The following is a 13,324-nucleotide window of genomic DNA, read 5'->3' as shown; positions in this document are numbered from 1 at the left end:
ATAATCCAGTTGGATGTGGACACGGTACGATGTTGCAACTGAAAACATCGAGCTTAACAATTTAAAGCCGCAGAATCACTAGTTGTTGCTCATTCGTAACGCTAGTTGACGCCATAGTACGGCTGTGCTGGCGAATTGGGGAGAGGCAGGGGCCGACAATGCGGTTGAACGCCTGTAAATCCTTTAAAATAGCGGATTACGCATAACACTCCCGTTTCAAGGAATCCCGTATGTCTATTTCCAGCACCGAGGACATCGTCGCCGAACTGCGCGCCGGCCGCATGGTCATCCTGGTCGACGAGGAAGATCGCGAGAACGAAGGCGACCTCGTGCTTGCAGCCGACTTTGTCACGCCCGAAGCGATCAATTTCATGATCCGCCATGCGCGCGGCCTGGTCTGCCTGACCCTGTCCGAGGAAATCTGCGACCGCCTGGCGCTGCCGATGATGACCTCGCGTAACGGCACCTCGTTCGGCACCAATTTCACCGTGTCGATCGAAGCGGCCGAAGGCGTCACCACCGGCATCTCGGCGGCCGACCGCGCGCGCACCATCCAGGTGGCGGTGAACAAGGGCACGACGCCGGACGACCTGGTGCAGCCGGGCCACATCTTCCCGCTGCGTGCCCAGAAGGGCGGCGTCCTGATGCGCGCCGGGCATACCGAAGCGGGCTGCGACCTGACCCAGATGGCGGGCCTGACCCCGGCTTCGGTGATCTGCGAGATCATCAAGGAAGACGGCACCATGGCGCGCCTGCCCGACCTGATCGAGTTCGCCAAAGAGCATCATCTGAAGATCGGCACCATCGCCGACCTGATCCACTACCGCAGCCAGAACGAGTGCCTGGTCGAGCGCGTGGCCGAGCGCACGCTGTCGACCGAGGCCGGCGAATTCCAGCTGGTCGCCTTCCGCGATGCGCCGAGCGGCTGCGCCCACCTGGCCCTGGTCCACGGCGAGCTGTCGCCCGAGAAAGAGGCGCTGGTGCGCGTGCACCAGCCGGTGTCGATCCTCGACCTGCTCGAGAACCGCGCCACCACCCACTCCTGGGACATGGCATCGGCCATGAAGACGATCAAGGCCAGCGAGGCCGGCGTGATCGTGCTGCTCAACTGCGGCGAAAGCGCAGAACAATTGTTCGCCCAACTGGCGCCGCAGGACGGCAAGGCCAGCCGTCTGGGTGCGCGCGCCGCGTCGATGGACTTGCGCACCTATGGCATCGGCGCCCAGATCCTGCGCGCCCTGGGCGTGGGCAAGATGCAGCTGCTGGCCAATCCGCGCAAGATGCCGTCGATGACCGGTTTCGACCTGGAAGTCACCGGCTACGTGCCGCGCCCGGACGCCTGAACAATCAACCAATCAACAAGAAGAGGTCAGCCATGACGGTAGGAACTTTTGAAAGCAATCTGCAGGGCGAAGACCTGCGCATCGGTATCGTGCAGGCCCGTTTCAACGCCGACGTCGGCCACGGCCTGCTGTCGTCCTGCCTGGCCGAGCTCAAGCGCCTGGGCGTGGCCGACGAAGACATCCTGCACGTGACCGTGCCGGGTGCGCTCGAGGTGCCGCTGGCGCTGCAGCGCATGGCCGTGACCGAGCAGTTCGACGCCCTGATCGCCCTGGGCGCGGTGATCCGCGGCGAGACTTACCACTTCGAGCTGGTGTCGAACGAATCGGGCGCCGGCATCACCCGCATCGGCCTCGACTACGGCATCCCGATCGCCAACGCGATCCTGACCACCGAGACCGACGAACAGGCCGAAGTCCGCATGGCCGAGAAGGGCGGCGACGCCGCACGCGTCGCGGTCGAGATGGCCAACCTCCTGATGGCGCTGGACGAGCTGGTGCCAGAGGACGAATAACAGTAAAGGCAAGAAAACAATGACTGACAAGAGTACGCACGCCAACCCGAGCAAGAACCGCACGCCGCGCCACCGCGCGCGCGAGTTCGCGCTCCAGGGTCTGTACCAATGGCTGCTGAATAACGAATCGGCGCGGGTGGTGTCGACCAATATCCGCGGCGCCCACGGCTTCGACAAGGCCGACAGCGAGTTCTTCTCGGCGCTGCTCAATGGCGCGATCAGCACCTCGGTCGAGCTGCGCGAAGCGATCGCTCCGCTGATCGACCGCGCGATCACCGAGCTGTCCCCGATCGAGCACGCGGTGCTGCTGCTGGGCGCCTACGAGCTTAAGAATCATCCCGAGATTCCGTATCGCGTCGTGATCAACGAGGCGGTCGAGCTGACCAAGTCGTTCGGCGGCATCGATGGACACAAGTACGTCAACGGCGTGTTGGATAAATTGGCGTCGCGCCTGCGTCCGGACGAAGTGGCGGCGAACGAGCGCCGCTGATCGTTCCGTCTCCAGCTTGACGAGAAAAAGCCACCGTGCGCGAGCCGGTGGCTTTTTTATCGTCGAGGAGATGCATCGAGTGGGGCGGACGGCTCAGCCGTCCACCCTGCATGTATAGGTAGCGTGGCGCAGTCCACGCAAAAAAGCCACCGCCGCAGCGGTGGCATCGAAGGACTTCCCTCGTGATCTTACAGGCCGGCCAGCGGCTCGACGTTCGGCACGTGCGCGCCGGTGGTGGAGGCGGTCGTGGTTTCCTGCATCGGCTTGGCTTCCGGCTTCGCGGCTTCCGACTCAGGCTGCTTGGCCGCCATGATCGTCACCGGCGCCGGCGTCACGCGCGGGCTGCGCACCGGAACGTTCTGGCCCTTCGAGACCTTCTTCAGCAGGCGGTACTCGTTCAGCACCTTGTTGCCATAACCCGAATCGGTTTCCAGGTCGGCCGCGCCGACATAGGTCTTCAGGCCGCCTTCGATCGAGCCGGTACGCTTGACGTAGTCCTTCAGGATCAGGGCGCCGACACGGATGTTGGCGACCGGGTTCAGGGCCGCCTGCGGGCCGCCCACGTCCTCGAACTTGTCGTGGTGGACCTTGGCCATGACCTGCATCAGGCCCTTGGCGCCCATCGGGCTTTCGGCGAACGGGTTCAGGCCCGATTCGATCGCCATCACCGCCAGGATCAGGAGCGGGTCGAGTTTGAGCTCGTGCGCCGTCAGGTAGGCGGTCGAGACCAGCATATTGGCGGCGTCGCCGGCCACGCGATAACGCTTGGACAGCCAGTTGGTGACGTACTGCTGCTGCTTGCTGTTGCCCAGCATCGCATGCGAATCGCGCAGGTGCGTCGTCTCGACGGCCACCGCTTCGGCCACGGCCTTCGGCGTCGGCGCGACGATTGCCACTGGTTCGGCCACGGCAACGGCGACTGGCTGCGGATGCAGCATTTCAGAAACGCGCTTGGCGAAACTGTCATTGGTGTACAGCAGCGCCAGCATGGCGACTGCGGTCAGACCGAACACGGTCAGGGTAGTGCGTGCGGTTTTCACGAAACCGCTAGCCGTTTTGCTCACGGAAGACCACGTGATTGGCTGGCTGGCCATGGATTGCACGAGCCTTGCGCTCGTGATAAAACGATGAAACATCGAATTTTCCCCTTGTCGCGGCGAAAAGAATCCCGTCGTGTCGCTTAGAGCGAAACGCAGAATGTGTTTTGCCGTGCATCAGAAAATCGTTTGTCGCCGCGACGCGGCCGACTAACGCCGTCATTGCTTTGCTTCAGCTGGCTGCTAACCCGTAGGGCAGGGACCAGTGGCTCAACAACTGTCTCGGGGGATTGGGCAGACGCCCAAGAGAAAACACTCCTTAAAATGTCGTATGGGGCCCCGACCCCGTGAATGCATGAGAACAGCTAAAATTGTGGCAAAAAAGGTAAGGCCGTCTCATCAAGTAGAACGGATTGTAGGGGCGGAGCTTATATCAAGTCAACCCTAGCACGCTCGTCTCTTATAACTTTTGGTTCTGATGAGGCGACCTTCCAAATGGAAATACTTGACGAATCAATCACTTGGCTCCACCCTCTCACTTACGTTCTGCAATCGAAGAAATGCTCAAAACTTGATGAAATATACAGACTTGCGAGATTTTATGGCCCAGCTTGACCGCATGGGCGAGCTCAAACATATTGACATTCCGGTGTCGCCCAACCTCGAAATGACCGAGATCTGCGACCGTACCCTGCGCGCAGAAGGCCCCGCGCTGCTGTTCCGGCAACCGACCGGGCACACGATCCCCGTCCTCGGCAACCTGTTCGGCACCCCCAGGCGGGTGGCGCTGGGCATGGGGGCGGAAGATCTGAGTGAGCTGCGTCAAATCGGCCACGTGCTGGCGCGGCTGAAGGAGCCCGAGCCGCCCAAGGGGTTCAAGGACATCATGGGCATGGGCTCGCTCGTCAAGGCGGTATGGGATATGGCGCCGAAGGAAGTGAAGGGCGCCTCCTGCCAGGAAATCGTCTGGGAAGGCAAGGACGTCGACCTCGGCCGCCTGCCGATCCAGCACTGCTGGCCGGGTGACGTCGCGCCCCTGATCACCTGGGGGCTGGTGATCACCAAGGGTCCGAACAAGAAACGCCAGAACCTGGGCATCTACCGCCAGCAGGTGCTGGGTCCCAATAAAGTGATCATGCGCTGGCTGGCGCACCGCGGCGGCGCGCTCGATTTCCGCGAGCACGCGCTGGCCAATCCGGGCAAGCCGTATCCGATCGCGGTCGCGCTGGGCGCCGACCCGGCGACCATCCTGGGCGCCGTGACGCCGGTGCCGGACACGCTGTCCGAATACCAGTTCGCCGGCCTGCTGCGCGGCAGCCGCACCGCGCTCGCCAAGGCGATCGGCAGCGAACTGATGGTGCCGGCGTCAGCCGAGATCGTGCTCGAAGGGCATATCTACCCGGATGCGAATCACCCGTCCGGCTTCGAGCATGCGCTCGAGGGGCCGTATGGCGATCACACCGGCTACTATAATGAACAGGACAGTTTCCCGGTGTTCACGATCGACCGCATCACGATGCGGCGCGATCCGATCTACCACTCGACCTATACCGGCAAGCCGCCGGACGAGCCTGCCGTGCTGGGCGTGGCGCTGAACGAAGTCTTCATCCCGCTGCTGCAGAAGCAGTTCACCGAAATCACCGATTTCTACCTGCCGCCGGAAGGCTGCAGCTACCGCATGGCGGTGGTGCAGATGAAGAAGCAGTACGCGGGCCACGCCAAGCGGGTGATGTTCGGCGTGTGGAGTTTCCTGCGCCAGTTCATGTATACCAAGTTCATCGTCGTGGTCGACGAGGACGTCAATGTGCGCGACTGGAAAGAGGTGATCTGGGCCATCACGACCCGCGTCGATCCGACCCGCGACACGGTCATGGTCGACAACACCCCGATCGACTACCTCGACTTCGCGTCGCCGATCAGCGGCCTGGGCAGCAAGATGGGGATCGACGCCACTAATAAGTGGCCTGGTGAAACCAATCGCGAGTGGGGAACGCCGATCGTGATGGCGCCGGCGGTCAAGAAGAAGGTGGACGAGATCTGGGGGCAGTTGGGCATCTGATCGCTCCTGGCAGGGGCGGTCGCTGCGGCGCCCCTCCCATTTCCCCAAACCGCACACGCTGGGGTATAATGTGTGCTGGCGGGCCCCTGCGCATTGTGGCATAGTTTACCTGGTCAGGTCGGGAACGAAGCAGCCAAAGCCGTTTACCGCAAGTGCCGCAGATCAGGCTCGCCTCTTATCTTTTGCCTGTTATCTCTTCCTCGCAATAACTCCCATTGATCTTTCGAGCCGGTAGCAGGCGTCCACACGTCCGTCGTCTCCGTTGTTCCTTCCTGTTTATACGAGAGCCCGCCCGCGGATTGTTCGCGACGACCGCCATCTGCGGTAAAATCGTGGCATGTCCTATCAAGTCCTCGCCCGCAAATACCGTCCCAAGAACTTCGAAACGCTGGTTGGCCAGGAGCACGTCGTCCGTGCGCTGACCCATGCCTTGCGCACGGAGCGGCTGCACCATGCCTATCTGTTCACGGGCACGCGCGGGGTCGGCAAGACCACCCTGTCGCGCATCCTGGCCAAGTCGCTCAATTGCACCGGGCCGGACGGGCGGGGCGGCATCACCGCCGAGCCGTGCGGGCAATGCGAGGCTTGCCGCGCGATCGACGCCGGCCGATTCGTCGACTACATCGAGATGGATGCGGCGTCCAACCGCGGCGTGGACGAGATGGCCCAGCTGCTGGAACAGGCGGTCTACGCGCCGAGCAATGCGCGCTTCAAGGTCTATATGATCGACGAGGTGCACATGCTCACCAATCACGCGTTCAATGCGATGCTCAAGACGCTCGAGGAACCGCCGCCGCACGTCAAGTTCATCCTGGCGACCACCGATCCGCAAAAGATTCCCGTGACGGTGCTGTCGCGCTGCCTCCAGTTCAATCTCAAGCAAATGCCGCCGGGTCATATCGTCGGCCACCTCGAGAACATCCTGGGCCAGGAAGGCGTGAGCTTCGAGCAGCCGGCGCTGCGCCTGCTGGCGCAGGGCGCGCACGGCTCGATGCGCGATGCGCTGTCGCTCACCGACCAGGCGATCGCCTATGCGGCCGGCCAGGTCACGCTCGATGCGGTGCAGGGCATGCTCGGCGCGCTCGACCAGTCCTACCTGGTGCGCCTGCTCGACGCCCTGGCGGCGCAGGACGGCGCCGACCTGATGGCGGTGGCCGACGAGATGGCCAGCCGCAGCCTGTCGTACAACGGCGCGCTGCAAGACCTGGGCACCCTGCTGCACCGGATCGCGCTGGCGCAGTCGGTGCCCGGCGCGGTGCCGCAAGACTTGCCCGAGCTGGCCGACATCATGCGCCTGGCCGGGGCCTTCGAGCCGCAGGAAGTGCAGCTGTATTACCAGATCGCCGTGCACGGCCGCAATGAGATCGGCCTGGCGCCGGACGAATATGCCGGCTTCACCATGACCCTGTTGCGCATGCTCGCCTTTCGCCCCGGACAGGGTGGAGCCGAAGCATCGGCCGCACCGCCCGCCGCCGCTCCCGTAGGCGCCTCGCCTGCGCGCGCCGCGGTGGCGGCGGCGGCCAGCCATGCGGCGGTGACGCCGCGGTCGGCCCCACCTTCGGCGCCACCGGCTGCACCCGCGGCGCCGGCGCCTGCGCAGCCCAACGCGCCGGCGGCCGCCCCCGGCGCGCCGGCGATGACGTCGGCGCGGGCCGCGATCAATGCGGCGCTGGAGGCGGCGCGCGCCGCCTCGGGCATCCGCACCCCACCCAAGCGTCCGGTGGCCGACCCGGTCGCGCCGGCGCCAGCGGCGCCATCGCCCGCTGCGCCTCCGCCATCGGCGCCCGGACCGTCGGCCGCGCAGTCGTCCGCACTGCCGTCGGCGCCACAGGCACGCGCCGCTTCCGCCCCGCCGCCATGGGACGGCGGCCAGCCGCAGGCCATGGCCCAGCAGCCGCACTCACAAGCGGCCATGCAGGCCCGCCAGCAGCCGCCGCAGCAGCCGGACGACGATGTGCCGTCCTGGGTCACCGATTTTTCCGACGACACCGCCGTCGCCGCCGAGGCGCCGGCCGTGGTTGCGCCCGCGGCACAGGTGCGGGCACCGGCCGCGCCGCCGCACGCCTATGTCGTCACGCCCGTGCCAGAGATCGCCTGGGACGGCAACTGGCCGGCGCTGGCCGGCAGCCTGCCGCTGCGCGGCGTGGCCCAGCAGCTGGCGCTGCAGACCGAACTGCTTGCCTGCGTCGTGCACGACCGCTCGGTCACTTTCAAACTGCGCGTGCCGGTCGATACGCTGCGCGCCAGCGGCAATAGCGAGAAGCTGGCGGCTGCGCTGCAAGAACATTTCCCCGACTTCCGCGTGAACGTGGAGTCCGAGATCGGCCCGGTGTGGTATACAGCCGGGGCCGAACAGAAAGCGGCGCGCGAAGAGCGCCAGCGCCTGGCCGAGTCCATCGTCGCTGCCGATCCTTTCGTGCAGGAGCTCGAGCGACGCTTCGACGCGTTCGTCGTGCCCGGCTCGGTCAAGGTCGCCTGAGCGTGCCGCTGCCGATCAATCACCCATCCGACTTTTGGAGAAACCCACCATGATGAAAAACCAGCTCGCAGGCTTGATGAAACAGGCGCAGGCCATGCAGGACAATATGAAGAAGGCGCAGGAGCAGCTGGCTCAGATCGAAGTCGAAGGCCAGTCGGGCGCCGGTCTGGTGAAGGTCGTCATGACCTGCAAGAACGACGTCAAGCGCGTCACCATCGACCCGTCGCTGCTGGGCGACGACCGCGACATGCTGGAAGACCTGGTCGCGGCCGCGTTCAACGACGCCGTGCGCAAGGCCGAGGCGACCGCCGCCGAGAAGATGAGCGGACTGACCGCCGGCATGCCGGGCCTGCCGACTGGCTTCAAGATGCCTTTCTGATCCATTGATAGCAGTCCCGGCCGGCGCCTGCCGGCGGGACGCCCCACATGTCGACCTCGCTCGAATTTCTCATCGAATCGCTGCGCCGCCTGCCTGGCGTGGGCCCCAAGTCGGCCCAGCGCATGGCATTCCACCTGCTGCAGCACGACCGCGAGGGCGCCGCGCAACTGTCGCGCGCGCTCTACCAGGCGGTCGACACGGTGCACCATTGCGCCAAGTGCAATACCTTCTCCGACATTGAAATTTGCGAGCTGTGCGCCGACCCGGAGCGCGACCACACCCTGCTGTGTGTGGTCGAGACCCCGGCCGACCAGATCATGATCGAGCAGACGCTCACCTGGCGCGGCCTGTATTTCGTGTTGATGGGCCGGCTGTCGCCGCTGGACGGCATCGGCCCGCGCGACCTCGCCCTGGACAAGCTCGTCAACCGCGCCACCGATGGCGTCGTCGGCGAAGTGGTGCTCGCGACCAATTTCACCAACGAGGGCGAAGCCACCGCCCACTACATCAGCGAAATGCTCAAGGCGCGCGGCCTCAAGGTTAGCCGCCTGGCGCGTGGCGTGCCGGTAGGCGGTGAACTCGAGTATGTCGACGCCGGCACGATCGCGCGCGCCATGCTCGATCGACGAAGCGCATGATGTTCGTTATTTCTTTCCGCTAAGCGCGGCCCATCCGGACCACCGGCGCACGCCATGCGTGCGCGCAAGCCGGCGCCCTGGGCCACTGCTATTGTGGATTTTTCTGCGAGCTGGCCATGCATATCGTCGACCTCACGATGTTCTATGCCGCCGAGGGTGGTGGCGTCAGCACCTACCTGAACGCCAAGTCGGCGTGGCTGGCGCGCCAGGGCCGTGCGCGGCACACGATCCTGAGTCCGAACCGCGATGTGGCGGGCGATGTTGCCCGCGATATGGCGACAGACGCCGCGCGCGCCACGCATGCCGCGTCGGCATGCCTGCGCGTCCCCAGCCTGGCCTTGCCCGGCTTTCACGGCTACCGCATGCCGCTGTCGGTCGCCGCCATCGCCCGCCGCCTGCGCCGCTTGCGGCCCGACCTGGTCGAAGTGGGCGACGCCGGCCACTGCGCCTGGGCCGCGCTGCGCGCGCGCGACCGCCTGCACATCCCGGTCGTGGCCTTCTACCATTCCGATTTGCCGCGCCTGGTCGAGAACCGTTTCGGCCTGCATGCCGCCCAGCTCACCCGGCGCTATCTGGCGCAGCTGTACGGCCAGTTCGACCTGGTGCTGGCGCCGAGCCGGCTGATGGTCGGGCAGCTGCACGCGATGGGGGTGCACGGCGCGCTGCACCAGCCGCTCGGCATCGATTGCACCGTCTTCCATCCCGACCGGCGCGATGCCGCCGTGCGCGCCGAACTGGACGTGGCGCCCGGGGCCTGCCTGCTGGTGTATGCCGGACGCTTCACGGCCGACAAGAAACTGGATGTCTTGCTGGAGGCAATGGCGCGGCTCGGCCCCGGCTTTCACTTGCTGATGGTGGGGCCCGGCGAGGCCGCCTTCGATATCCCGAAGGGCGCCCGGATCAGCCGCCTGCCGTTCCAGCGCGACCAGCGCGCGCTGGCGCGCCTGCTGGCCAGCTGCGACTTGCTGGTGCACCCAGGCGATTGCGAAACATTCGGCCTGATCGTACTCGAGGCCATGGGGTGTGGCCTGCCGGTGGTGGCGGCGGGCGCCGGCGGACTTGCCGAACTGGTCGACGACGAGACGGGCGTGCTGGCGCGGCCCAATAGCCCGGACAGCCTGGCCGAGGCGATCAGGCATGCGGCCGCCCGCGACCTGGCGGCGCTGGGCGCCAATGCGCGGCGCAAGGTCGAATCGTCGTTCGCCTGGGAAACGGTGTTCGACGGGTTGCTGATCCATTACTGCAGGCTGCTGCCGCAGGATGCTGCGGGCTGCATGAAGCCAGCCTGCGCGACCCCGGGCCGCGTACCCGACGATCAATCCTACGCCGGGGCCGGGTCTTACCAGTAAGGGCCCCAGTAGCCGCCGCGATAGCGCGGCCCCCAGGCGCCATATGCGCCGGCGCCATTGCCCACGCGCTGCAGTTCCTCGCGCGTGCCCAGGTGCAGCACGCATTCGCGCCAGGGATCGGTGTTCGCGCTATAGCCCAGCTGGCTGCATGCCGGGCCGTAGATATTCATGAGTTCCGCCATCTCGGCCTGCGCGCGCGCCGATTTCTCTTGCGGCGTCGAACAGGCGGCGGCCAGCAGGGCCAGGCCGATAGCGGCGGACGTGCGCACGATGGCCGGCATTCTTGCGCTCTTGTTGACGTTTTGCATGACAGTTCCTCCCGCCGCAACCCGCGGCATGATTCCAGAATAGCATCACCCGCACGCGCCGCGTGTGCGATGACAAACGAATGGTGAGATTTCTTCGCCTACCTCATTGGCGTAGATGGGGACGGATGTGTCCGCCTTCAACGACATCAGCAGCTACGCCGCCGGCGACGCAGTGGATGCGCCCGTGACACCGCCTGTAACGAGGTATTTTTCTCGCACCAATTCGTATTCGGCGTGAATTTTCTGGCAAGATACGCCCCCAAAACAAGGAGACGCGACGTATGGACAAAGCCTTGGGCAAGTCCCGATGGAAGACCTGGACCCTGCGCGGGGCCGGGGCGCTGCTGGCGCTCGTGCTGCTGGCGGCGCTGGCCATCTGGCTGTTCCTGCGCGCCAGCCTGGCCCAGCTCGACGGCGAGCGCCGGGTGGCCGGCCTGGCGGGCGAAGTCAAGGTCGAGCGCGATGCCGGCGGGGTGCCCCTGATCAGTGGCGCCAGCCGGCTCGACGTCGCCTATGCGACCGGCTTCGTGCATGGACAGGAACGCTTCTTCCAGATGGATTTGTTGCGCCGTACGGCGGCCGGCGAGCTGGCCGAGCTGTTCGGCGCGGCGGCGCTCCCCACCGACCGCACCCACCGCCTGCACCGCTTCCGCGCCCGCGCGCTGGAGACGCTGGCGCGCCTGCCGGCGCCGGAACGCGCGCTGCTGGAACGCTATGCGCAAGGCGTCAACGAAGGCCTCGATGCGCTCGGCGCGCGGCCCTTCGAATACGCGTTGACCGGCGTGGCGCCGCGGCCGTGGACGGCGCCCGATTCGCTGCTGGTGGTATGGGCCATGTACATCGACCTGCAGGGCGCCCAGCAGGCGCGCGAACTGGCGCGCGGCTGGCTGCGCGCGCACAGCGACGAGGCGCAGCTGGCTTTCCTGCTGCCCGAGGCGACCGCTTATGATACGACCCTCGATGCGCCCCTGGACCGGGGCGCGGCAAGGGCGGCAAGCCCGTTGCCGCCGCAGGCCCCGGCCTGGTGGGGCGCCGCGCCGGATGCACCCGGCGCGCCGGTCAGGCTGGCCGGCCTGGAGGTCACCGATTCGGTCGGCAGCAACAACTATGCGCTGGCCGGCAGCCGCAGCAGCTCCGGCGCGGCCATCGTGGCCGACGACATGCACCTGGGCCTGCGCCTGCCGAACATCTGGTACCGCCTCGCGCTGCGCTTTCCCGACCCAAGTGCGCCCGGCGGCCAGCGCCGCCTGGCCGGCGTCAGCCTGCCCGGGGCGCCGCCGTCCGTCATCGTCGGCAGCAATGGCCAGGTGGCCTGGGCTTTCACCAACAGCTATGCCGATTCGCTCGACCTGGTCGAACTGCAGGTCGACCCGGCCCGGCCAGGCCAGGTAGGCTTGCCGGGCGGCTGGGAGACGCCGCGCGAGCACGTCGAAGCGATCGCCGTGAAAGGCGCCGCGGCCGAGCGCATGGTCGTGCGCGAGACCTCGCTCGGCCCGATCCGCGAGGCGGCGGGACTCAGCTATGCGCTGCACTGGATCGCCCACGATCCGGCCGCGCTCAATATGAATCACCTGAAACTCGAGCGGGTAGCCAACGTCGAGAAAGCGCTGGCCGCCGCCGCCAGCAACGGCATCCCGGCCCAGAACTTCGTCGCCGGCGACGTGCAGGGGAATATCGGCTGGACGGTCGCCGGCCTGCTGCCGCGCCGCACCGCCGACGGCCAGGCGGCCAGCCTCGCAGCCGGCTTTCCGCTCGCCGCCGGCAGCGGAGCGCAGACCTGGAGCGAGGCGCTGCCCTACGCCGACCACCCGCGCATCCTGAATCCGGCCGACGGCCAGATCACGACCGCCAACAGCCGCCAGCTGCTTGGTGCGGGATCCGCGCTGCTGGGCGACGGCGGCTACGACCTGGGCCAGCGCAACCGGCAGCTGCACGAGGGCTTGCAAGCCATGGGCGACCAGGTCGACGTGCGCCGCGCCTTCGACGGGGCCATGGACGACCGCGCGATCCTGGTCGGCCAGTGGCGCCAGCGCGCCCTGGCCGCGCTCGATGCGCAGGCGCTCTCCGGACACCCGCAGCGCGCCGAGTTCCGGCGCCTGCTGGAGACCAGCTGGAGCGGGCGCGCCAGCGTCGAGTCGATCGGCTATCGGCTGGCGCGCGACTTCATGTGGGCCGTGCACGACCTGCTGTACGGCGGCGTCAATGCGGCGCTGAAGGAGATCGATCCGAAGGCCAGCGCAGCCGCGGCCAGCACGCGCTGGCCGGCGGTGGCCGCGCGCCTGCTGGACGAGCGGCCGCCGGGCTGGCTGCCGGCCGGCCATGCATCGTGGCGCGACCTGGAGCTGGCGGCGGTGGACCGCGCCATCGCGGCCCTGGTCGATGCCGGCACGCCGCTGGCCGAGGCCACCTGGGGCCAGCGCAACACCGCCGACATCGCGCATCCGATCAGCATGGCCGTGCCCGCGCTGCGCCCCTGGCTCGCCGCGCCGGGCCAGCCGCTGGCGGGGGACGCCCACATGCCGCGCGTGGCCGGGCCGAAGTTCGGCCAGTCGGAGCGGCTGACCGTGTCGCCGGGACGCGAAGAGGAGGGCTTGTACAATATGCCGGGCGGGCAGAGCGGGCACCCCTTGTCGCCGTTCTTCCTGCTGGACCACGCGGCCTGGGTCGAGGGCAAGCCGGCGCCGTTGCTGCCGGGGGCGGTGAAGCATACGCTGCGCTTCGTGCCCTGAT

At 66.8% G+C, this 13,324-nt stretch carries 12 protein-coding genes and 1 other RNA gene; 10 read left to right on the top strand and 3 right to left on the bottom strand.

Annotation, left to right across the window (positions count from 1 at the left end; genetic code table 11):
- Positions 1 to 230: 230 nt before the first annotated feature.
- Genes ribBA through nusB form a run of 3 tightly spaced genes read left to right on the top strand, consistent with a single transcriptional unit; the run spans position 231 to position 2,345 of the window.
- Positions 231 to 1,343 carry a bifunctional 3,4-dihydroxy-2-butanone-4-phosphate synthase/GTP cyclohydrolase II gene (ribBA, locus tag DIR46_RS04910; RefSeq protein WP_109344239.1) on the top strand — a complete coding sequence of 371 codons (1,113 nt, stop codon included), beginning with the start codon at positions 231 to 233 and terminating at the stop codon, positions 1,341 to 1,343.
- Positions 1,344 to 1,375: 32 nt separating this feature from the next.
- Positions 1,376 to 1,855 carry a 6,7-dimethyl-8-ribityllumazine synthase gene (gene ribH, locus DIR46_RS04905; RefSeq protein WP_005671273.1) on the top strand — a complete coding sequence of 160 codons (480 nt, stop codon included), beginning with the start codon at positions 1,376 to 1,378 and terminating at the stop codon, positions 1,853 to 1,855.
- A 19-nt stretch (positions 1,856 to 1,874) separates the two neighbouring features.
- Positions 1,875 to 2,345, top strand: coding sequence for a transcription antitermination factor NusB (gene nusB / locus DIR46_RS04900; RefSeq protein ID WP_109344238.1), 471 nt, complete (start codon positions 1,875 to 1,877; stop codon positions 2,343 to 2,345).
- A gap of 188 nt (positions 2,346 to 2,533) precedes the next feature.
- Here the strand turns inward: nusB and DIR46_RS04895 are convergent, their stop codons facing one another.
- Entirely contained in the window at positions 2,534 to 3,439 is a 906-nt protein-coding gene (locus tag DIR46_RS04895; protein ID WP_109344237.1) for a transglycosylase SLT domain-containing protein, read from the bottom strand.
- Entirely contained in the window at positions 3,393 to 3,605 is a 213-nt protein-coding gene (locus tag DIR46_RS26465) for a hypothetical protein (RefSeq protein ID WP_162819315.1), read from the bottom strand. Before DIR46_RS26465 ends, DIR46_RS04895 begins: the two co-directional genes overlap by 47 nt.
- A 351-nt stretch (positions 3,606 to 3,956) precedes the next feature.
- Between DIR46_RS26465 and ubiD the strand changes: the two genes are divergently transcribed.
- The 6 genes from ubiD to DIR46_RS04865 all read left to right on the top strand — a co-directional run bounded on the left by ubiD (position 3,957) and on the right by DIR46_RS04865 (position 10,286).
- A complete protein-coding gene (gene ubiD / locus DIR46_RS04890; RefSeq protein WP_109344236.1) occupies positions 3,957 to 5,441 on the top strand; it encodes a 4-hydroxy-3-polyprenylbenzoate decarboxylase in 1,485 nt (494 codons plus the stop codon).
- 77 nt (positions 5,442 to 5,518) lie between these two features.
- Positions 5,519 to 5,617: signal recognition particle sRNA small type (gene ffs, locus DIR46_RS04885), an RNA gene on the top strand.
- A gap of 161 nt (positions 5,618 to 5,778) precedes the next feature.
- Positions 5,779 to 7,920, top strand: a complete 2,142-nt coding sequence (locus DIR46_RS04880) for a DNA polymerase III subunit gamma/tau (RefSeq protein WP_109344235.1) — start codon at positions 5,779 to 5,781, stop codon at positions 7,918 to 7,920.
- Between the two features lie 49 nt (positions 7,921 to 7,969).
- The gene (locus tag DIR46_RS04875; protein WP_109344234.1) at positions 7,970 to 8,299 is read left to right on the top strand and encodes a YbaB/EbfC family nucleoid-associated protein; all 330 of its coding nucleotides are present in this window, start codon (positions 7,970 to 7,972) and stop codon (positions 8,297 to 8,299) included.
- Between the two features lie 47 nt (positions 8,300 to 8,346).
- The gene (gene recR, locus DIR46_RS04870) at positions 8,347 to 8,937 is read left to right on the top strand and encodes a recombination mediator RecR (RefSeq protein ID WP_109344233.1); all 591 of its coding nucleotides are present in this window, start codon (positions 8,347 to 8,349) and stop codon (positions 8,935 to 8,937) included.
- 116 nt (positions 8,938 to 9,053) lie between these two features.
- On the top strand, positions 9,054 to 10,286 hold the full coding sequence (locus DIR46_RS04865; protein WP_109344232.1) for a glycosyltransferase: 1,233 nt from the start codon (positions 9,054 to 9,056) through the stop codon (positions 10,284 to 10,286).
- On the opposite strand, the gene DIR46_RS04860 is transcribed toward DIR46_RS04865, so the two are convergent.
- Complete coding sequence (locus DIR46_RS04860) at positions 10,277 to 10,594, bottom strand: hypothetical protein (protein WP_109344231.1); 318 nt, start codon at positions 10,592 to 10,594, stop codon at positions 10,277 to 10,279. The genes DIR46_RS04865 and DIR46_RS04860 overlap by 10 nt on opposite strands.
- 281 nt (positions 10,595 to 10,875) lie before the next feature.
- On the opposite strand from DIR46_RS04860, the gene DIR46_RS04855 reads away from it, so the two are divergent.
- On the top strand, positions 10,876 to 13,323 hold the full coding sequence (locus DIR46_RS04855; RefSeq protein ID WP_109344230.1) for a penicillin acylase family protein: 2,448 nt from the start codon (positions 10,876 to 10,878) through the stop codon (positions 13,321 to 13,323).
- Position 13,324 lies beyond the last annotated feature (1 nt).

Source organism: Massilia oculi (assembly GCF_003143515.1).
GTDB classification, from domain to species: domain Bacteria; phylum Pseudomonadota; class Gammaproteobacteria; order Burkholderiales; family Burkholderiaceae_D; genus Telluria; species Telluria oculi.
Note: the sequence above shows the minus strand (reverse complement) of the source record. Positions and strands in the feature narration are given on the sequence as shown.

Excerpts from the sequence above, each read along its gene's own strand:
- ribBA (WP_109344239.1), top strand. The coding sequence starts at position 231 with ATGTCTATTTCCAGCACCGAGGACATCGTCGCCGAACTGCGCGCCGGC.
- ribH (WP_005671273.1), top strand. The coding sequence starts at position 1,376 with ATGACGGTAGGAACTTTTGAAAGCAATCTGCAGGGCGAAGACCTGCGC.
- nusB (WP_109344238.1), top strand. The coding sequence starts at position 1,875 with ATGACTGACAAGAGTACGCACGCCAACCCGAGCAAGAACCGCACGCCG.
- DIR46_RS04895 (WP_109344237.1), bottom strand. The coding sequence starts at position 3,439 with ATGGCCAGCCAGCCAATCACGTGGTCTTCCGTGAGCAAAACGGCTAGC.
- DIR46_RS26465 (WP_162819315.1), bottom strand. The coding sequence starts at position 3,605 with ATGACGGCGTTAGTCGGCCGCGTCGCGGCGACAAACGATTTTCTGATG.
- ubiD (WP_109344236.1), top strand. The coding sequence starts at position 3,957 with ATGAAATATACAGACTTGCGAGATTTTATGGCCCAGCTTGACCGCATG.
- DIR46_RS04880 (WP_109344235.1), top strand. The coding sequence starts at position 5,779 with ATGTCCTATCAAGTCCTCGCCCGCAAATACCGTCCCAAGAACTTCGAA.
- DIR46_RS04875 (WP_109344234.1), top strand. The coding sequence starts at position 7,970 with ATGATGAAAAACCAGCTCGCAGGCTTGATGAAACAGGCGCAGGCCATG.
- recR (WP_109344233.1), top strand. The coding sequence starts at position 8,347 with ATGTCGACCTCGCTCGAATTTCTCATCGAATCGCTGCGCCGCCTGCCT.
- DIR46_RS04865 (WP_109344232.1), top strand. The coding sequence starts at position 9,054 with ATGCATATCGTCGACCTCACGATGTTCTATGCCGCCGAGGGTGGTGGC.
- DIR46_RS04860 (WP_109344231.1), bottom strand. The coding sequence starts at position 10,594 with ATGCAAAACGTCAACAAGAGCGCAAGAATGCCGGCCATCGTGCGCACG.
- DIR46_RS04855 (WP_109344230.1), top strand. The coding sequence starts at position 10,876 with ATGGACAAAGCCTTGGGCAAGTCCCGATGGAAGACCTGGACCCTGCGC.